Annotated in this window: 21 protein-coding genes and 1 pseudogene; 8 read left to right on the plus strand and 14 right to left on the minus strand. The window is 62.0% G+C overall.

From position 1 onward, the window contains the following. Positions 1-279: 279 nt before the first annotated feature. The 10 genes from GTW51_RS21930 to GTW51_RS24415 all read right to left on the minus strand — a co-directional run bounded on the left by GTW51_RS21930 (position 280) and on the right by GTW51_RS24415 (position 5,693). Positions 280-762: a c-type cytochrome gene (locus tag GTW51_RS21930; RefSeq protein WP_163046188.1), complete on the minus strand. Its 483-nt coding sequence runs from the start codon at positions 760-762 to the stop codon at positions 280-282. Between the two features lie 34 nt (positions 763-796). Then, the gene (locus tag GTW51_RS24410) at positions 797-919 is read right to left on the minus strand and encodes a hypothetical protein (RefSeq protein ID WP_281354648.1); all 123 of its coding nucleotides are present in this window, start codon (positions 917-919) and stop codon (positions 797-799) included. Positions 920-981: 62 nt separating this feature from the next. Next, positions 982-1,854: a F510_1955 family glycosylhydrolase gene (locus GTW51_RS21935; RefSeq protein WP_163046172.1), complete on the minus strand. Its 873-nt coding sequence runs from the start codon at positions 1,852-1,854 to the stop codon at positions 982-984. 76 nt (positions 1,855-1,930) lie between these two features. Next, positions 1,931-2,164: a hypothetical protein gene (locus GTW51_RS21940; RefSeq protein WP_163046173.1), complete on the minus strand. Its 234-nt coding sequence runs from the start codon at positions 2,162-2,164 to the stop codon at positions 1,931-1,933. 26 nt (positions 2,165-2,190) lie between these two features. Beyond that, the gene (locus GTW51_RS21945) at positions 2,191-2,529 is read right to left on the minus strand and encodes a hypothetical protein (RefSeq protein ID WP_163046174.1); all 339 of its coding nucleotides are present in this window, start codon (positions 2,527-2,529) and stop codon (positions 2,191-2,193) included. A gap of 259 nt (positions 2,530-2,788) precedes the next feature. Next, on the minus strand, positions 2,789-3,145 hold the full coding sequence (locus tag GTW51_RS21950) for a hypothetical protein (protein ID WP_163046175.1): 357 nt from the start codon (positions 3,143-3,145) through the stop codon (positions 2,789-2,791). A 96-nt stretch (positions 3,146-3,241) separates the two neighbouring features. Beyond that, positions 3,242-3,826, minus strand: a complete 585-nt coding sequence (locus tag GTW51_RS21955; protein WP_163046176.1) for a TetR/AcrR family transcriptional regulator — start codon at positions 3,824-3,826, stop codon at positions 3,242-3,244. 513 nt (positions 3,827-4,339) lie between these two features. Then, positions 4,340-4,756 (minus strand): ion channel, encoded by a 417-nt coding sequence (locus GTW51_RS21960; RefSeq protein ID WP_163046177.1) that lies wholly within the window; start codon positions 4,754-4,756, stop codon positions 4,340-4,342. A 217-nt stretch (positions 4,757-4,973) separates the two neighbouring features. Continuing rightward, complete coding sequence (locus tag GTW51_RS21965) at positions 4,974-5,180, minus strand: heavy-metal-associated domain-containing protein (protein WP_163046178.1); 207 nt, start codon at positions 5,178-5,180, stop codon at positions 4,974-4,976. 381 nt (positions 5,181-5,561) lie between these two features. Continuing rightward, positions 5,562-5,693, minus strand: coding sequence for a hypothetical protein (locus tag GTW51_RS24415; RefSeq protein ID WP_281354649.1), 132 nt, complete (start codon positions 5,691-5,693; stop codon positions 5,562-5,564). Positions 5,694-5,919: 226 nt separating this feature from the next. Between GTW51_RS24415 and GTW51_RS21970 the strand changes: the two genes are divergently transcribed. Beyond that, the gene (locus GTW51_RS21970; protein ID WP_163046189.1) at positions 5,920-6,900 is read left to right on the plus strand and encodes an IS1595 family transposase; all 981 of its coding nucleotides are present in this window, start codon (positions 5,920-5,922) and stop codon (positions 6,898-6,900) included. Positions 6,901-7,024: 124 nt separating this feature from the next. Here GTW51_RS21970 and GTW51_RS24715 read toward each other — a convergent pair whose 3' ends face one another. Then, the gene (locus tag GTW51_RS24715) at positions 7,025-7,747 is read right to left on the minus strand and encodes a DUF3800 domain-containing protein (protein WP_163046179.1); all 723 of its coding nucleotides are present in this window, start codon (positions 7,745-7,747) and stop codon (positions 7,025-7,027) included. A gap of 5 nt (positions 7,748-7,752) precedes the next feature. Here GTW51_RS24715 and GTW51_RS23690 point away from each other — a divergent pair, with 5 nt between their 5' ends. Next, entirely contained in the window at positions 7,753-7,905 is a 153-nt protein-coding gene (locus GTW51_RS23690; protein WP_203566246.1) for a DNA-binding protein, read from the plus strand. 1 nt (position 7,906) lies between these two features. On the opposite strand, the gene GTW51_RS21980 is transcribed toward GTW51_RS23690, so the two are convergent. The 3 genes from GTW51_RS21980 to GTW51_RS21990 form a co-directional block, all read right to left on the minus strand. After that, positions 7,907-8,398: a hypothetical protein gene (locus GTW51_RS21980; protein WP_203566247.1), complete on the minus strand. Its 492-nt coding sequence runs from the start codon at positions 8,396-8,398 to the stop codon at positions 7,907-7,909. 158 nt (positions 8,399-8,556) lie between these two features. Further along, complete coding sequence (locus tag GTW51_RS21985) at positions 8,557-8,841, minus strand: hypothetical protein (protein ID WP_163046181.1); 285 nt, start codon at positions 8,839-8,841, stop codon at positions 8,557-8,559. Beyond that, entirely contained in the window at positions 8,838-9,290 is a 453-nt protein-coding gene (locus tag GTW51_RS21990) for a DUF305 domain-containing protein (protein WP_163046182.1), read from the minus strand. The genes GTW51_RS21985 and GTW51_RS21990 overlap by 4 nt, the downstream gene beginning before the upstream one ends. A gap of 502 nt (positions 9,291-9,792) precedes the next feature. On the opposite strand from GTW51_RS21990, the pseudogene GTW51_RS21995 reads away from it, so the two are divergent. The 6 genes and pseudogenes from GTW51_RS21995 to GTW51_RS22020 all read left to right on the plus strand — a co-directional run bounded on the left by GTW51_RS21995 (position 9,793) and on the right by GTW51_RS22020 (position 16,243). After that, positions 9,793-11,012 (plus strand): annotated as a pseudogene (locus GTW51_RS21995) (IS256 family transposase). A gap of 675 nt (positions 11,013-11,687) precedes the next feature. After that, a complete protein-coding gene (locus tag GTW51_RS22000) occupies positions 11,688-12,074 on the plus strand; it encodes a hypothetical protein (protein ID WP_163046183.1) in 387 nt (128 codons plus the stop codon). A gap of 451 nt (positions 12,075-12,525) precedes the next feature. Then, on the plus strand, positions 12,526-13,980 hold the full coding sequence (locus GTW51_RS22005; protein WP_163046184.1) for a TolC family protein: 1,455 nt from the start codon (positions 12,526-12,528) through the stop codon (positions 13,978-13,980). An 18-nt stretch (positions 13,981-13,998) separates the two neighbouring features. Then, positions 13,999-15,387, plus strand: coding sequence for a multicopper oxidase family protein (locus tag GTW51_RS22010; RefSeq protein WP_163046185.1), 1,389 nt, complete (start codon positions 13,999-14,001; stop codon positions 15,385-15,387). A 49-nt stretch (positions 15,388-15,436) separates the two neighbouring features. Further along, positions 15,437-15,925, plus strand: a complete 489-nt coding sequence (locus GTW51_RS22015) for a cupredoxin domain-containing protein (RefSeq protein WP_163046186.1) — start codon at positions 15,437-15,439, stop codon at positions 15,923-15,925. 36 nt (positions 15,926-15,961) lie between these two features. Beyond that, complete coding sequence (locus GTW51_RS22020; protein ID WP_163046187.1) at positions 15,962-16,243, plus strand: copper-binding protein; 282 nt, start codon at positions 15,962-15,964, stop codon at positions 16,241-16,243. The last annotated feature ends 1,104 nt before the right edge of the window (positions 16,244-17,347 follow it).

Consider the following 17,347-nt stretch of genomic DNA (forward strand, 5'->3'; position numbering starts at 1 on the left):
CCTCCCTGTGATCCAAAACCATCCGAACCGCGCGGGCGCGCACCTCGGGACTAAACGGCGGAGTTCTCTTCGTCATGGCTCCAGTCTCTCAAGAGTTGGAGCCTCCGACAAACTCGGGGCGGTTCAAGGGGTAGGGACGATCGGACTATGGCGACTGGGTCATCAAGTGCGTGAACGCCAGCGTCACGATCGATCGTCCAGAAGACGTCTGGTTGTGGCCGTGGCCGCAGCAGGCAGTGTCGAGGGACAATCATGACGCTGGCGCCGGGCAAATCATGTCTACCGATCCTCGGTCGCTGCGTTCAAGGCGTCGTGTCGCTTACGAACCTCCCGTGACCACCGAGACTTGATGTAGGAAAGAACTGCGACGATCTCCTCGTCGGTGAGGACGCCGCCGAATTTGGGCATCCTGGTCCGATAGTTCGGTCCGGCATAGGCGGCCAGACCATTCTTCGTCACGTTGAAGAGAACCTCGTCCGCATGATGCCAGGTGTGGCCTGTCTCGTCGTGCGGCGGGGCGGGCAGATGGCCCTCCTCGTCAGGCGATTGCCAGTCCGGCTCGCCCTGAAGGTCCTCGCCGTGGCACGAGGCGCACTGGGAGTCGTAGATGCGTTCTCCAACGGCTACGACCTCGCGGTGATCGGGCTCCAACAGCGTCTGCTCGGACGAGGGATGCCACCCGGTCACCAGGACTGCCCCGCCGACGGCCAGCGCCCCGACCAAGGCGAGGAGCGTGGCCGTCCGGACCGGATGCGCCCTCATCGCCATGCAGCCGAGCGGGGAGCGGGCAAGTCCTTCAACTCCTCAGGTATTTGACGAACGCGGCGATCGCGAGCACCGTCACCACCAGGGCGAGGATCGCGAAGAGGCCCATACCGCCCATCATCCAGCCCATGCCGTTCATGCCGTCCATCATCATGTCTGTCTCCTGTATTCGCGCCTGGAAGATGAACTCCCCGCCTCCGGGGCGGGGCGTTCTCCTCAGGAAGTGAATGCGGTCCAGCTGCTGCCACCGTCCGTGCTGGTCAGGATCTGGCTCTCCTGCGTGACGGCGAAGAGCCGGTCGGGGTCGGCGGGGTCTGCAGCGACATGCAGCAGGACGCTCTCTCCGAAGTCATTGCCGACGGATTGCCATTCGCCGTCGGAGGCGGACCTCTTCAGGAGGCCGGACCCGATCACGAAGGCGTACACGGTACCGCCTGGCGCGACCTCGACCAGGCTCGCCGGCCGACCCTCCGGGCCGCTCGGCTTCCAGGTTCTGGCCCCGTCCGTGCTGACCATCGGGCCTGTGCCGGTGGCGGCATAGACGGTATCCGGATCGGCCGACGAGGCGGCGATATCGTACACGTCCGCTGGCGGAGCGCCGGCGATGGACCAGGTCCTGCCGCCGTCACGGCTCACCTGGACCTTCCCGTAGAGGCCGTAGATCACGTCAGGATCGGCGGCACTGACAGCCATGGCGTGGAAGTCGACGGGACCGTCAGCCCCCGGCGAGAGCTGCTTCCAGGTCTCGGCGCCGTCGCGTGAGACGATGAAGCCGGCGTTGCCGCCCGTTTCGGGATGGCCGCTTCCGAAGAACGTGCCGGCCTCGCTCGGGTGGGGCGTGAAGCCCATGTAGTCGTCGCTGTTCTGCGAGACCTGATCGGCGGTTCCTTCGGGCGACGTCCTCCAGACGCCGTAGTGGGTGGCGAGTAAGAGCCGCGCCGGATCCGCCGGATCCACCGAAATGCCGTGGATGTGGGACACTTCCGACAGCGGCACGCTCTCCGCCTGACTCGCCCACAGGGCGGACCCGGCGACTGCTGCGACGGCGACCGCGCCCAGTGCCGCGAAAGACTTGATGTGTTTCTTCATTTGGCAACTCCGTTTCGCTTCGTTTCTTATTCGATCGGCCCGGTGCGGACGACCTCGACTCCTCCGCACCGAACCCTCAGCTGTCCTGCTGCAGGCCCACTTCGGGCGCGGCGTCCTGCGTCGCCACCGCCTTCATCATGCGGTTGCAGTGCTCCATCATCTCGGACATCGATCCCTGCATGTCCCCGCTCATCGTCCCGGCGAAATGCATCATCGGGTGATGCCCCGGTGTCTCCGTCTTCTCCCGGGCGACGGCTACGGACGTGCCGGCGAGGAGGAGCGCGGCGACGACGTTCCACATCTTGTACATTCAAATTCTCCCGGAGATGACTGCGGTCAGTTGCAGGTGGCGCAGCCCTTGCCGGATTGGGACGTGGCCGCGATCCTGGCCGGCTGGACATCGCTGCTCTCCATGAGTGCCTGTCGGGGTTGCTGTTTCGGCTTCGTGCACAGTTTCATTGCGCACATGGCGCCGCACATCAGCAGGCAGGGCGCCAGCGCGAGGAGGAGGGGGGCCAATCCGGTGACGACCAGCCAGGGCCAGCCGAACCAGAGCGACGCGGCGCCGATGCCGGCGGCGGCGGCGACAAGGTTGCGCCGATTGGCCAGCCTACCAAGGACTGGGCCAGTGCCGTGCTTGCCGGAGGAAGGATGCGGGACGAAAGAAATGCTCATGTGCGTCTTCCCAGGTTCGTAAGGAGCGGCTTGCCCAGGAGAACGACGCCAGCCACAGGCTGACCGCCGTCGATCCGGGCACTGCTGCTGGCTGAAGGGTGTTGGCGCTCCCCATGAGGCAGGCCGCGCTGACCGAGGTTCCATCGCTGGATCTTCGATCGAAGGGTCTGCTGGGGATGCCGCTGCTAAAGCTCCCGGCGCGCTTGCGCGAGGATGCCAGGCACGCAGCGGCGAACGGCGCTGGCGGCCAGCCGGCCTCTCAGCCGCGGATTCTGGGAGGGAAGGGTTCCGGTCTCGTGACCGAGCCGTGGATCTGCTGCGTGGGCAAGCGGCGGAATGCGCCCCGTACGGAGACATCCTTCGCACCAGCGTTGCCGAGGACGGCCTGTACGGCGAGACAGGCGGAGATGCAGGCTGCCATCGCGGCCTCGTCGGCGCAGGATCCGCAATCGTCCGGCATGGCGCCGACCGCGACGGGCATCTCCAACGGTCGTTGGTCGGCGGAGGACTCGATGACCTGCCGGGACATGTCGCCAGAGGGCATCGCATATCCCGGCGTCCCCAGCCCGGAGGCGAGGAGCAGGAGAACGGCAAGGATCTGGCGGAGATGTTGCATCGCTCGCCCTACATACTCTCCTGGAGCAGCCGAGGCAATCTGTCTGGCCGGGATTGCACCAGGTCGCAAGAGTTCTCCTGGCGCTCCAAGAGGAGACTACGGCTGCTCGAATCCTGCCAGGACAAGGCGAAGCCACCGGTCGACCTCGACGTCGTTCACCGGCTCTCTCACTCCGTCTTCCCAGAAGGGTCTCACGCACTCCCCGGCCGAGACCAACGACACGCTGATGATGAGCATTTCCCGTGGCCAGATTCCTCGACGGCAGGATCCGTTCGACCTGGCTAGCTCGACGTGCTGTCGGGTGAAGTCGACGAGGCGGGTCGCGAACGGCGCCCACGGACTGTCCGGCGTCGCCAGCCCCCGCAAAACCGCCTCTGCCAGACCACGATAACGCAGCAGGAACCTGTTTACCTCGGAGAGCCACCCGAACAGGATGCCTTCGGGATGTCCAAGGGCAGTTCCTTCCTCGATCTGGCGCCTGAGCTTTCGTTCGTCGTCCGCCAGAAGTCGGAAGACAAGATCGTCGCGTGTGGGGAAGCGTCGGTACAGCACTGCGTCTGCCACCCCAGCCTCCCTGGCGATCTCTCGCATGGAGGCGCCGAGGCCGTCGCGACCGAATATCCGGTCGGCAGCTTCCAGTATCTCGTCGGTCCCGCCGCGATTCCTTCCGACGTCTGGCATCGCGGCGTCTCTCGAACTTGGCTTCGCGGATCGCCAGGAGCGGCGTGCGATGATGCGATAGAGACAAGCACGCGACCCGTTAATCTTCCTTTTCGCAGGAGCCGAAGGCGTCCGGCCGGTATCGCTCCGGCCTGGCGAAGCACCGCTCCGCGTTCGGGGGGTGCCAACACAAAAGGAGCGCCGCTCCGCCCGACGGAACCCAGCTTCGCCTCAAGGGAGCGCTGCTCCAGGCTGAGGAAACACCGGCGACTTCGCGCGCCGGCACTCGAGACGCCGCGAAGTTAATGGCGCTCCTCGCAGACGACATCAGGGCCTTCTTCGGCGTTTGGGCACTCCGGAATTCTTGGTTTGAGGGGCTCCGGGAGTCCTCCAGCTAGCGGCGCCGTCCGGATCGCCTGCCGCAGCCAAGGCGATCTCTTGCCGGAGGGCGATCAGGCCTTGCGCTTCAGGTTGGCGGATCCGAGCGAAGCGGGCCCCCATGCGTACCGGTCGCGTGTCCGGAACGGTGCCACGCTATTCTCCCCAGGCGCTCTCGCAGACGGAGTAGAGGTACGTCGCCGACCAGGTCAGCACCATGAAGCCGCCGAGCGACTGCATCATGTTGATCATTCGTATCGCACCGCTCGTCTCGATCTGCGTGTAACCGAGCGTCGCGAAGTTGATGCCCGAGAAGTAGATCAGTCCCTCCCAGGTCCCGTCGTACGCGCCGCCGAGGTCTCCCTGACCGCCCCACCAGAGGAGCGTTCCGTAGACCACGGCGAATGCAAGGATCTCCAGCGTGTGGAGCGCCAGCAATCCGAGGAAGGTCGCGATGATGGCCGCCTGTGGGCGGTTGTCGTAATCCGGCTTGAGGGCGCGGACCGCCATGAGGCCGTAGTGGTGTGCGATACCCAGGGCAGCGACGAGCGCGAAGCCCAACAAGAGCGCCATGAATCTTCTCCTGGTCGGGGGGATTGTGTCGCGTCGGAGCAGAGGCGACAGCCGACGGATCGGCCGTACCTGAAGCGGCCGACAAGTCGGGAGAGCGATCGCCTTCGGGTTTACGTCGAAGAGGCAAGGCTTCGTTTCCCCTGCTCGAGCCGCCGACGCGGGGCCTTCGGCCTGGCGTAGGCGAGACAGTGGGCCTCCTTCCGCGAGCCCGATGCAGTTAGTCGCTTACTTGCTGCACTGGATAACCTGCGCCGTTCAGGATGAAGGAGACCACCTGAGGATCGGCGAGGTCCGCGACCCGAACCTCCCCCGCCTCGACGTCCACCTCCACCTCCGCGTCCTCCCCGAAGTGCTGTTTCAGGGCCTTCGAGGCGCTCCGGCCGCAGCCTCCGCAATGCATTCCATTGACTTTATACGTTCGCATGCTTGTCCTCCTTCTGGACGTCACGACAGGCGGACCTGCGACCCTTTCCTCCTGCCGGTGGCTTCGAAACTCGATGGAACGGGAAAAGAGACATAACGCGCAAGCCCGACAGACCGGAAGCGCTCTCCGGCGAAAGCGGAGGGGAGTTCGATCCGGACGCACCGATCGATACGGCGGCTGACCCGGAGAATGCCGATCCCCCCTTCGCGTCCCGAACGCCCGGTGCACCCCCTTCGGCACCGCCGGAGCGCCTGAAAGGCGCGGACGACCAGAGGTGAGGGCGCCAGGAAGGACGGGCCTGGTTCCCCAGGTCGGCCAGCCAGACGCTCGTCCACGACGCCAGTCGGTGCCAGCGTCCCGCACCGCGCCGGTTCCATTCCGTCATCCAGTACACTGGAAGTAGCCGCGGTAGCCTACTCTCAGTTCTTCCTCGATCTCGAGCACCACCGTCGCCTCCAGTTGATCCGAGCCGACGGGGTCGAGGCCGGCGACGCCGCCGTCCGGCACGAGCATGATGGCTATGGGCTCCGCCGTCAGGAGGTAGCCCTGATCCGCGACCCGCCCGTCCAGGGCCACGAGATCGCCGTTCAGCTTGGCGGCACCCGATGGCCCGCCTTCTGTTGGCTGGGGTTCGAGAGCCAGGACCGGCCTGCCGGAAGTCGTATACCGGAAATGGCGGCGATATTATACTTGACACACCACGGGTGACATGAGACAACAGGGACAAGGAGTTAGCCCGATGTCTGTTTTGTCCCGCCCCTATTTCCACGATGAAGCCGCCGCCTTCGCCCATGTCGAAAGCGTGTTGTGGCCTCAGGGTGCGACGTGCCCTCACTGCGGTAACTGCGGCAAGATCTACGATCTCAAGGATGTGGTCGGCAAAACCGGCAAGGTGCGTCACGGCCTCCGCAAGTGCGCCGAGTGCCGCAAGCAGTTCACGGTTCGCGTCGGCACCATCTTTGAGTCGTCGCATATCCCGCTGCACAAGTGGTTGCAGGCCATCCACCTGATGACTTCCAGCAAGAAGGGCATCAGCTCCAACCAGCTTCACCGCGTTCTGGAGATCACGCTGAAGTCGGCATGGTTCCTGTCGCACCGCATTCGCGAGGCCATGCGCTCGGGTGAATTTATTCCCATGGGTGGCGCTGGCTCCACGGTGGAAGCCGACGAGACCTATTTCGGCAAGAAGGGCGGCCCTGCACCGACCAAGACGACCTCGGGCAAGCCCTTCACCAAGGGCGGCAAGAACGGCCCCTCGAACAAGCGGGCGATCGTCTCGCTGGTCGAGCGTGGCGGCAAGGTTCGTTCGTTCCATGTGGACCGCGCCGATCAGGCGACGGTTACCGCCATCGTTCGCGGCAACATCAATGCCGAGAGCGCCTTCTACACCGACGAGAGCAAGCTTTATCACAAGGTGCGCGGCGACTTCGCAGTCTCCGGTTCGGTCAAGCACAGCGCCGACGAGTACGTCCGTTATGAGGGCGATGCGGTTATCCACACCAACACGGTGGAAGGCTTCTACAGCGTCTTCAAGCGCGGCATGAAGGGCGTCTACCAGCACTGCGGCGAGCGTCACCTGCACCGCTACCTCGCGGAGTTCGATTTCCGCTACAACAACCGCATCCGGCTCGGCTGCGATGACAGCGAGCGGGCACTGCGGACGCTGGAAGGCGTGAAGGGTCGGCGGCTGAAATACGCTAGACCTTCTGCCGAAGCCTGATGGGTGCGGCAAAGATTCTTGATTATCCGGCAGGGGAGGCCTACCATCTTGGTGCCTGACCGAGACTGTGGAAGTAGCAGGGGTAAGTCTGGCTTAAGGGCGGGGCTTTGGCCTCGCCCTTCGCCTATCTAATGACCCCTTTAGCGTCGTTCAGATTGCAGGCCGGAACAAGGACATCGGAGAGCTGATCGAAGGATTTATGAATCCTTTGTCGCTTTGCCCTTGGGGTCTGCACTTCTCGCCTAAGTAGGCCATGGGCTGTAAAATCACTGGCTTGGATGAAATAGCTGCTATGTGATGGCTTGAAATAGGGATCCTCAAGGATCCTATCGATCGTTATATTTTTAGTGATGTTTCCATCGTCCCAAAACTGCCTATTGCTGGGAATTGGATTATGCCGCCGCATCCGTCTTACAAGTCGGGTGTACTGCGTTTCCTTACCTTCGTCGCAGATCAGAATGGCGTAACTGTCCCATGCTTCCATGGTTCGATTAACTCTGTTGAGTAGACGCTCAAAAGCCCGAAACTGATCATCACCGCTGTGGCAAACGTTGAATACGCGTGCGTTCCATTTCTTAGTATACTCTATAACTTGGAAATGCTTGTGGAAGATCTGTGACCGAGTATGGCGTGAGAGGTGGCTCAGGGTGCCGCGACTTCCTCGGCCGGTAAGGAAATTCGTGGCGTGAAGTTCGTAGCTTACCGGGATCCCATGAATGTCGCGTAGATGCTCGCGCCACTTCTTCAGGAACCCAAAAGCGTCATTCCAATGTTGGTATGGTATAGCCAGACCCGAGAAGACATGGGTCGGGCGGTCTGACGAGTCGTCAATGTAAATCAGGTGCATACGATATGACCAATGATAAGCCCCAAATCGACAAATTCCGCGAAGCCGCTCGCGAACTGGAAACAGATGACGACGAAGAGCGATTCGACGCAACGCTAAAGCGGATCGCGAAGGCGCCGCCGCCGAAAGACGAGAAGGCCGAAAAGAGCGATGGCTAGATCACGCGTCTATCTGGCCTTCATCCTTGGCCTGCTCGTCGCCTTCCCGTTCCAGCTTCTGCTTCTGTCGTTCCATCTGGCGCAACCGTCTGACCTGTTCCCTCTTGAGCGGTTTCGCCACGCCTTCCTCGGCACCATCTCCGGCTGCGCTTTCGTTGATGATGGTTCCGTAGTTGTTGATGATGGTTTGGGGCGTTGGGTCCGATGGGACAAAGGCTTTGTAGAGGCTACCGATACCGCCAGCAAAGGTCCCCAGGCTCGTCAGGATCCAAAGGATAATAGCGAGAATGACGACGGGGTTAGAGCTATACTGCTTTATCAGTGCGGCGGCTTCAGGGGGTAAGAACTCAGCAATCTGACTTAGCGCCTCGCCAGCCGTTATGCGCTCATTGCTCGCGCTAACGGCAATTTCCATGACTTGCTGTCTGACTGACGGAGGCAGCAGCATTAGGCCGTTGAACACCTTGTATGTACCGTCTGGAATAAAGCCCATGTGCCCGTTTGGGCACGGCCCCATACCAACATTCTTAATGGTGATAGAGCCTGAGCCGGCCATCTCTATCGCTGAGGGAAAGGCCGTCTTGCAGGTTGGGCAGAAGGCTGGGATGCGCATCAAAAACCGCTGGTCATGGGCGAGGTGCTCAGCCTATCTCAGCGGCTTGGTGTGTCAAGTATAATATCGCCGAAATGGCAGACCCGAGGACCGATGCCGACCTGGCGGATCTCGGCTTCGTTCATCGGAGACAGATCGATTTGGGGAACGTTCGCCCCCGCCAGCAGCTCCTCAGGCGAGACGACGCGAGCGGCCTCGGGGCCGCCTACCGGGTTCGTCTCGTCATCGGGCGCCGTATCGCCCCCGCATGCGGCGAGCGAGGCGACAGCAACCATGACCAGCGGCACCCGCCAATATGTTGGTATCGAGAGGCTCCTCATCATCGTGCCTCCAGGTCATTGATGAGATACTTCATCTCGGCGATTTCCTTTTCCTGCGCCTCGATGATCTCGTCGGCGAGCTTGCGGACCCTGGGATCGGAAATCTGCGCTCGGGTGCTCGTCATGATCGCAATGGAATGGTGAGGGATCATCGCTTCCATGTATTCGCTGTCGTTGACGGTTGCCTGACCCCGGACCAGCCAAAGGGAGAGGGCGAAGACCGCGACCGCTCCGCCGAAGATGGCAAGGTTGATCGACCGCTTCTTGTACATGTTCAGCATGAAGCCGAGCATGATGACCGCCATGGTCGCGCCCATGACGAGCGCCATCCAAGCGCGGGTCTCGCTCCAGTAGACGTGCTCTAAGGCGTAGGTGTTGAGGTACATCAGGCCGTACATCACGACGGTCGAGGTCCCGATCATGGCGGCGAAGCGCCAATAAGACATCTTCATGAGAAGGGTTCTCCTGCTTCGTGTTTCAGTGCAAGGGTGCTGCCCCCGCGTGTGCGGACGACAAGACATTACGGAGGCATCGTACCGTCCGCGATCGTTGCCGAGTGATCCGCCTGGAGGGTGGTGAGGTTCAGGAGGGCAAGTCGTCGTAGCTGGCTTTGCCAGAGCGAAAGCACTCGATAGTCTGCACGGTCCCTCTGACGACGACCCGGAGCGCGAGAAGGCCCGGCAAGGCAATAGTGGCCGCTTCGTCCGTTGTCAGGGCGAACGCCGGCGGAGCGATCTCGCGGCGCACACAGCCGTTTCAGATTTGTCTTGGAGGGCGTCGCAGTCCGGGCGGCTCGGTCCCATCTCTGTCAAGGGGAAGGCCGGCCAGGTTCTTCCTGGAGGAAGGTGGTGGGCCGCCAATCTGTGACGGTTCCGTGAGCAGGGCATCTGCGCAAGCGGGACTGTCAGGAATTTCGTGTGCGGGCGGGCATAATGGGACCGAAGGAGAAACCCCATGGCCCGCCGCAAAGAACCCAGCATTCCTGACGCGCTTCTCGACCAGCTTCTGGCTGGCGCCGATCCCAAGACGGCCTTCGATCCCGGTGGCCTGCTTGACGGGCTGAAGAAGGCGCTCGCCGAGCGGGCGCTGAATGCTGAGATGGATCATCATCTTGCCGGCGAAAACGGCGCCGGGAACGGCCGCAACGGCTACGGCAGAAAGACGGTGACGACGGAGAGCGGCAAGTTCGAACTCGCCATCCCCCGCGACCGGCAGTCGAGCTTCGACCCGCAGCTTATCGCCAAGTACCAGCGCCGCTTCCCGGGCTTCGACGAGAAGATCGTCTCGATGTACGCGCGGGGAATGAGCAACCGCGAGATCGTCGGACATCTCCATGATCTCTACGGGGTCGACGTCTCGCCGGATCTCATCAGCGCCGTAACCGACGCCGTTCTGGACGAGGTCGCCGCTTGGCAGACCCGGCCGCTTGAAGCGACCTATCCCATTGTCTTCTTTGACGCATTGCGGGTGAAGATCCGGGATGAGGGCTTCGTCCGCAACAAGGCTGTGCACATCGCCCTCGGCGTCCGGGCCGACGGCACGAAGGAGATCCTCGGCCTCTGGCTGGAGCAGAACGAGGGCGCGAAGTTCTGGCTTCGGGTCATGAACGAGATGAAGAACCGCGGTGTCGAGGACGTCCTCCTCGCTGTCGTCGACGGACTGAAGGGCTTTCCCGAGGCGATCACCGCGGTCTTTCCTGAGGCGACGGTGCAAACCTGCATCGTCCACCTCCTGCGCCACAGCCTCGACTTCACATCCTACAAGGATCGCAAGGCGGTAGCCGTGGCGCTGAAGGGCATCTACCGAGCCACGGACGCCGAAGCGGCCGGAAAGGCCCTGACGGCCTTCGAGGAAGGGGAATGGGGCCGCAAGTACGCGGCGATCGGCCAAGCTGGCGCCGGGCCTGGAGCGAGGTTGTTCCCTTCTTCGCCTTCCCCGAGGAGGTCCGCAGGATCGTCTACACCACGAACCAAATCGAGGCGCTGAACTCCAAGCTTCGCCGGGCTGTCAGGGCCCGCGGCCACTTTCCGAGCGACGACGCGGCAATGAAGCTGCTCTTCCTCGTCTTGAACAGGGCCGAGAAGGAGTGGAAGATGGCCCCGCGTGAGTGGGCGATGGCCAAAGCGCAATTCGCCATCCTTTACGGCGAGCGCTTCACACGGGCCATGGCCTGAGAATGTTTAACCGCCCGCCCGCACACGAAATTCCTGACAGTCCCGCGCAAGCCGTACCACAGCAAGCCATTCCCTTGCGGTGCTCGCTTTCGCCATGTCCGGAATCAGTGATGTTCGGCTGCGAATCCTGACAGTGCGCCGTGGAGCTGGCAGCGTGGTCCCGAACGACCGACGTCCTAGCGATTTCCGTCGCGGCGGCACGGCTGTTCATACCAGCCACGCGCACGCCGGAGCCAGCGACCGCGAGAATCGCCAGCAATATCATCGCGCGTCTGAGTATGAGGACGCTCATACCGCAGTCCCGTTTCCAATGCGGAATGAACTAGGTCCTCCCGATCGCGTTCCAAGCCTAGAATAGCATTCGACGGTTTCAAAGAAGGTTGGAGCGCCACTAGACCGAGCGACTCGTGCGGACGGAAAACAGGCTATCGAGAGGTGGCAGCCGGGCTGCTGGACCTACCGCTCGATCACGTGGCCGATGGTCCGCATACCATGGACCAAACCCGCAGCCTTCTGACAGCGGGCTTAATCGTGGGCGGGCCGCAATTGATGCCTGCCTGTGGATGCCGCTGCTTCGCCCCGCGGCGTGCTTTGGAGGCAACACGACTTGTTTCTCGAGCGTCCTATGACGGTTTTGGATGGACAGACTCGGCGTCCTTGGATAATCAGCGGAACATGGTCAACGTGAACCCACTCTTGAAGCCGATGCGGAAGCTGCTGACAGCAGTTTTCCTGTGCTTTGCAGTCGTGGCTTCTCAGTTCGCCCATGCCGAGATCCCACCGAACCTTCATGCGTCAGCGGCGGTTCAGACCTCCGCCGTCAATGCCGATCTCGAGCATGCTCATGCTCACGCCGCGTCCGCAGATGAAGAGCCGGACGCGCAGCATCAGCACGAGAAGGCCGCCGACGGAAAGTGCGCGAGTCACTGTCCGTCAATTTTCGTCGCCATCTCGGGCAGTGTCGTCGCCGACATTTTGTCCAGGGATGCGAAGGCACCCTTGCTCGCTTCGGCCATGAGCGACAGCATCGTCGCCGGCCCGAAAAGACCTCCTCGACTCTGAGACACTGGGGCAGCGCTCCCTAGCGCTGCATTGCGTCCACTGCTGCCTTAAAGGCAATAGTGCGCGCAGAGGACGCTGGACCAATCCGCTCGCATAGCCGCGAGGGATTCATTTCCGGCCCTTGATCTCAGGCACAGCCTTTCGCGAAGCGCCCGACAGGACGCGGCGATGGCGTGCGAGCACTAGGTTTCGATATGACCCGCCTTCTACTTGTCGGCTTGCCCAGCCTCATGCTGGCCGGCTGTACCGTCAGTGCGCCTTTGGGCCTGCCGGACGCCGTTCCGTATACCATGCCCGCTGATCCAACGATCGCGACGGGCGGCAGTCACTACCACCCCGTCATAGGCGGCTACACCCCCCGCAAACCGACGGAACCGAGAGCCTGGGGCCAGTCGGGTGTCGAGATCGCTCCGGTAGGACAGGGCGCGACGGCTGAAGAAGGGAATTCGGAATGAGACGCTCCCTTAAGAGGCTCACCATCCTCTCCCTTCCGTTCGCGCTGTCGGGCTGCGTTACCTTCGGAGAAAACTTCGAGCCGGGGCTTGGGTTTGACTACGTTGCGAATAGGTCCGGCGAGACGATCGGGAAGGACACGGTCTGGATCCAGAACACTGCGCAGGCGGCTGTCGTCAACCAGCGCGTGTCTCAGCTCCTCGCATCTCGCTATGTAAGTGCGGATAGTGCCGTTCAGATCGCACTTCTCAACAACAAGGGCTTGCAGGCCGCCTACGCGGAGATCGGCCTCTCCGTGACGGAGCTCTGGCAGGAAAGTCTGCTCGAGAACCCAAGCCTTTCTGTCGGCTATATGGGTATCGGCGCCGCACGGACGATCGAAGGTTTCATCGCTTCCAACATCATCGCCCTGATGACGCGGGACAGGCGCCTCGATGTCGCCGAGGTGCGCGTGATGCAGGCGAAGCTACGCGCGGTCGAACGCACGCTGTCCCTCGCGACCCAGACGCGGCAGGCTTGGGTGGAAGCCGTCGCGGCCTGGGAGTCAGTCGGCTATCTCAACCGCGCCAAGACCGCCGCCGATGCTGCCGCCGAGCTGGCGGCCGAGCTTGGCAGGACCGGCGCCATCCCGCGACCCGAGCAGGCGCGTGAGCAAGCCTTCTATGCAGAGATTACCGGACAGGTGGCCGAGGCGCGTCTTTCGGCACGGCTGGCAAAGGAGCGGCTTATCAGACTGATGGGTGTCTGGGGTCGCAGTCTCGACTTCGAAGTTCCGAACGCGCTTCCGGACCTGCCGGGAAGCCTGCGCAACCAGAATTCCATCGAGGCGCAGGCGCTACAAAACCGCGTCGACCTGCAGGTGGCAAAGCTCGAACTCGATGCGCTGGCCCGTTCCTACGGGCTGACGCAAGCCACGCGCTACGTCTCCGACCTGGAGCTGGCCGCCGGCCTCGAGCTGGAGCAGGAGATCGAGGAGGAAGAGGACGGAGGCGAAACGGAGTCAAACAAGCTCTCCGGCGCGGTCGAGGTGTCGTTCCAAATCCCGATCTTCGATAGCGGACAGGCTCGGCTGAGGCGCGCAGAGTTCGCCTATCTGCGGGCGGCCAATCTGCTGGCGGAGAAGGGTATCAACATCCGGTCGGAAGCGCGCTCGGCGCATCAGGCTTACCGTTCGACCCATGAGATCGCACGTCACTACCGCTCGAGCGTGATCCCGTTGAGCCGGATCATTAACGAGGAGGCCGTCCTCACTTACAACGCGATGCTGACGAGCCCCTTCAACCTTCTCGCGGATGCGCGGGGGGCGATCAATTCCAACATCCTCTTCCTGAACGCCAAGCGCTCTTTCTGGCTGGCGGACGCCGGCCTGACGGCAGCCATCTACGGCGGCGGAGGGGCCGCGGAAGCCGGAGGCGAGGTCGAGATGGCCGAGTCCGGCGGCGCCGAACACTAATCCAGAAGGAGCGAAAGCATGTTCTCCAGAAGACAGATTCTCGGCGGAAGCGCGGCGCTGATCGGCGCCGCGACATGGACCAGGACCTCTGCCATGAGCCTTCCTGAGGCGCCGATCATGCAGGAGGCTACGACCCAGCCGCCTCTGCTGCCCTCCGCCGGTCCCGATTACAATCCGGTTGTGACGCTAAACGGCTGGTCTCTACCCTTCCGTATGACCAACGGCGTCAAGGAATTTCACCTCGTCGCCGAGCCGGTCGAACGCCAGATGGCCGACGGAATGACGGCGTATCTCTGGGGCTACAACGGCCAGTCGCCGGGTCCCACGATCGAGTGCGTCGAGGGCGACCGCGTTCGCATCTTCGTCTCCAACAAGCTGCCCGAGCACACGAGTGTCCACTGGCACGGCATGATCCTGCCCTGCGGCATGGATGGTGTCGCGGGACTGACTCAGCCCGCGATTCCGTCCGGCAAGACCTTTGTCTACGAATTCGACATCGTGAAGAGCGGGACGTTCATGTACCACCCGCACGCCGACGAGATGGTGCAGATGGCCATGGGCATGATGGGCTCCTTCGTCGTGCATCCGAAGGATCCGTCCTTCATGCCGGTAGACCGGGACTTTGTCTTTCTCCTGTCGTCCTACGACATCGAGCCCGGCTCCTACCTGCCGCGGATCATGGAGATGACCGACTTCAACATGTGGACGATCAACAGTCGGATCTTTCCGGACGTGGCGCCTCTGGTCGTCAGAAAGGACGACCGGGTGCGGGTGCGGGTCGGCAACCTGACGATGACCAATCACCCGATCCACATGCACGGCTATGACTTCGAGGTGACGTGCACCGATGGCGGCTGGGTGCGGCCGGAGGCGCGCTGGCCGGAGGTGACGATCGACATCCCGGTCGGCGGGATGCGGGCCTACGAGTTCGACGCGGTATATCCCGGCGACTGGGCGCTCCATTGCCACAAGTCGCACCACACGATGAATGCCATGGGGCACGATATCCCGACCTTTATCGGGGCCGACAAGACCAGCGTGGCTCGTAAGATCAAGGTCGTGCAGCCGGACTACATGCCGATGGGCACGGACGGCATGGCCGACATGGCCGAAATGTCGATGCCGATCCCCGCCAACACAATCCCGATGATGACCGGCTGGGGGCAGTTCGGCTCGCTGGAGATGGGCGGCATGTTCACCGTGGTGAAGGTGCGCGAGGGGATCGAGCCCGGCGACTACGAAGACCCAGGCGACTACGAGCATCCAGCCGGCACGGTCGCCTACGAGTGGACCGGATCGCTGCCGACGGCTGCGGCAGCTCCCGAGGGGAGCGATGAGGGCAGCTCGATGAGATCTACCCCGGAGCGGCAGGTGATGCCAAGCGGCGGCGGACACTCCGGCCACTGATGGCCGGAAGCCGAGAGACGATTTCCAACCAACGTAGAAGGAAGAACCCATGCAGAACCGACTGATGATGGGCGTGGCACTCTTCGCCACGCTTCTTGCGGCTCCGGCCTATGCCGCCGGCAGCCACGCCGGCGGCCATGACGATGAGATGGCGCTCGGCAAGGCGGGCGAGGCGTCGCACGTCACTCGCACGGTGGAGGTTTCCATGATGGAGACCAACGAGGGCGAAATGCTCTTCGAGCCGAAGGTGATCGAGGTAAAGGAAGGCGAGACGGTTCGCTTTGCCTTCCAGAACAAGGGACAGATTCCCCATGAGTTCGTCATGGACACGTCCGAGTCGATCCAGGAGCACAAGGTGCTCATGGAGAAGTTCCCAGAGATGGAGCACGCGGATCCGAACTCGATCAGCCTGCAGCCCGGCGAGACCGGCGAGATCTTCTGGACATTTACCAACACGGGCGACTTCGAGTTCGCCTGCCTCATTCCCGGGCACTACGAGTCTGGGATGCACGGGCCCCTGACGGTGGCTGCCAAGTAAGCTGTCGCAGACCTCATCACACACAAAGGACATCCCATGAATTTCTCCAAGATTGCCCTCCTTACAGCTTTCGCGCTGGCCGTTGCCGCACCCGCGTCGGCCGCCGAATTCACCAAGGGCCAAGTAACCAAGGTCGATGCCAAGCAGAAAAAGGTCACTGTGAAGCATGAAGAGCTGATCAACCTCGACATGCCGGCGATGACGATGGTGTTCAACGTTGCCGACGAGGCGATGCTCGAGAAGGTCTCCGAGGGCAGCAACATCGAGTTCGTCGCCGACCGTCTCAGGGGAAAGATGACGATCGTCGACTTGAAATAAAGCGCATCACCGCCGGGCGCGTCTGACCTTCAACCCGGCGGGCATGCACAGCGCGGCGTAAAACTTGCAGAAGCGAGCCGAGGTGCACGATGCACCTCGACTCGCCACGTTCGGTAGAACGCAGCCCGGTCGGTACATTAATGGGCAAGTAGAAATCGTATTATAAATACACATATTTTTACCGGCCATAATTATGCCACTAAAATCCTACATTATTTCAGTATACGGAAATCCTAATTCATAGGGAGTTCTTAATTTGCCACACGAAAAAAGCTCCTGCAGATTGACGTAATTGGTTCGATTGGAAATCTTGTTTCCGGGAACGAATTACGCCATCACCTGCGTCAGTACAAGAAAGCAGACGGCATGAAGGGGTTATCTTTTTGACGCGGATTAGAAACATAGTCTCGTTCCCGATTGCAGTGTTGTTGATTGCGGTGCTTTTCAGCTTGAGCGCTGTCTCAGCGACCGCGGCGCTGCCTACCGGCAGTGAGAGCTTCCGTGTGCCCGCCGCCGCAAGCGTTTCAGAGAAGATAGTTCAAGCGAACGCCGATCTCGAGCAGTCAGCAAGCGACCCGCTGCACTCCTCCACAAAGTCTTACCCGATGGAGGATTCAGCGCATTCCGCTCACTGCGCAACGCACTGCCCACAAATGATCGCTTTCGCTGACGACGCGCCAGCCCACAGACCGCGTAATCCGGGATTGCACAACCTGTCCGAAGATCCGGCTCTGCGAGGAGCTATTCGAGCAGTTCCTCACGGACCTCCTCGACCGCAGGTCTGAGCCGCTGCTTCGTCGAACGATCGGTCGTTCGTCTCGGGCTTCATTGCCACTCAATTCATCACCAAGCCTTGGCTGGGTAGGCTTCGACCATTTGGAAATCGGCTCGAAGTGCACACTCGCTACTGCCCGGCTCCCAAACACAGTGAGCACTCTTGCGTCCAAAGGGCCGAGTGCAAGGAGAATACCTATGAATAATACCAACGTGCGCTGATCAGAACTCATGCGCCCAGTCCCGCATTCCGATTGAGATGATTTTCCAGGGCTGATCGACGAGCTTGTTCCAAGCGTCACAGCAGTGGGCGACGATGTCGTCGTAGTC

Origin of the sequence: Aurantimonas aggregata, assembly GCF_010500835.1 — a bacterium.
Taxonomy (GTDB): domain Bacteria; phylum Pseudomonadota; class Alphaproteobacteria; order Rhizobiales; family Rhizobiaceae; genus Aurantimonas; species Aurantimonas aggregata.

Excerpts from the sequence above, each read along its gene's own strand:
- GTW51_RS21930 (WP_163046188.1), bottom strand. The coding sequence starts at position 762 with ATGAGGGCGCATCCGGTCCGGACGGCCACGCTCCTCGCCTTGGTCGGG.
- GTW51_RS24410 (WP_281354648.1), bottom strand. The coding sequence starts at position 919 with ATGATGATGGACGGCATGAACGGCATGGGCTGGATGATGGGCGGTATG.
- GTW51_RS21935 (WP_163046172.1), bottom strand. The coding sequence starts at position 1,854 with ATGAAGAAACACATCAAGTCTTTCGCGGCACTGGGCGCGGTCGCCGTC.
- GTW51_RS21940 (WP_163046173.1), bottom strand. The coding sequence starts at position 2,164 with ATGTACAAGATGTGGAACGTCGTCGCCGCGCTCCTCCTCGCCGGCACG.
- GTW51_RS21945 (WP_163046174.1), bottom strand. The coding sequence starts at position 2,529 with ATGAGCATTTCTTTCGTCCCGCATCCTTCCTCCGGCAAGCACGGCACT.
- GTW51_RS21950 (WP_163046175.1), bottom strand. The coding sequence starts at position 3,145 with ATGCAACATCTCCGCCAGATCCTTGCCGTTCTCCTGCTCCTCGCCTCC.
- GTW51_RS21955 (WP_163046176.1), bottom strand. The coding sequence starts at position 3,826 with ATGCCAGACGTCGGAAGGAATCGCGGCGGGACCGACGAGATACTGGAA.
- GTW51_RS21960 (WP_163046177.1), bottom strand. The coding sequence starts at position 4,756 with ATGGCGCTCTTGTTGGGCTTCGCGCTCGTCGCTGCCCTGGGTATCGCA.
- GTW51_RS21965 (WP_163046178.1), bottom strand. The coding sequence starts at position 5,180 with ATGCGAACGTATAAAGTCAATGGAATGCATTGCGGAGGCTGCGGCCGG.
- GTW51_RS24415 (WP_281354649.1), bottom strand. The coding sequence starts at position 5,693 with ATGCTCGTGCCGGACGGCGGCGTCGCCGGCCTCGACCCCGTCGGCTCG.
- GTW51_RS21970 (WP_163046189.1), top strand. The coding sequence starts at position 5,920 with ATGTCTGTTTTGTCCCGCCCCTATTTCCACGATGAAGCCGCCGCCTTC.
- GTW51_RS24715 (WP_163046179.1), bottom strand. The coding sequence starts at position 7,747 with ATGCACCTGATTTACATTGACGACTCGTCAGACCGCCCGACCCATGTC.
- GTW51_RS23690 (WP_203566246.1), top strand. The coding sequence starts at position 7,753 with ATGACCAATGATAAGCCCCAAATCGACAAATTCCGCGAAGCCGCTCGC.
- GTW51_RS21980 (WP_203566247.1), bottom strand. The coding sequence starts at position 8,398 with ATGGGCTTTATTCCAGACGGTACATACAAGGTGTTCAACGGCCTAATG.
- GTW51_RS21985 (WP_163046181.1), bottom strand. The coding sequence starts at position 8,841 with ATGATGAGGAGCCTCTCGATACCAACATATTGGCGGGTGCCGCTGGTC.
- GTW51_RS21990 (WP_163046182.1), bottom strand. The coding sequence starts at position 9,290 with ATGAAGATGTCTTATTGGCGCTTCGCCGCCATGATCGGGACCTCGACC.
- GTW51_RS22000 (WP_163046183.1), top strand. The coding sequence starts at position 11,688 with ATGGTCAACGTGAACCCACTCTTGAAGCCGATGCGGAAGCTGCTGACA.
- GTW51_RS22005 (WP_163046184.1), top strand. The coding sequence starts at position 12,526 with ATGAGACGCTCCCTTAAGAGGCTCACCATCCTCTCCCTTCCGTTCGCG.
- GTW51_RS22010 (WP_163046185.1), top strand. The coding sequence starts at position 13,999 with ATGTTCTCCAGAAGACAGATTCTCGGCGGAAGCGCGGCGCTGATCGGC.
- GTW51_RS22015 (WP_163046186.1), top strand. The coding sequence starts at position 15,437 with ATGCAGAACCGACTGATGATGGGCGTGGCACTCTTCGCCACGCTTCTT.
- GTW51_RS22020 (WP_163046187.1), top strand. The coding sequence starts at position 15,962 with ATGAATTTCTCCAAGATTGCCCTCCTTACAGCTTTCGCGCTGGCCGTT.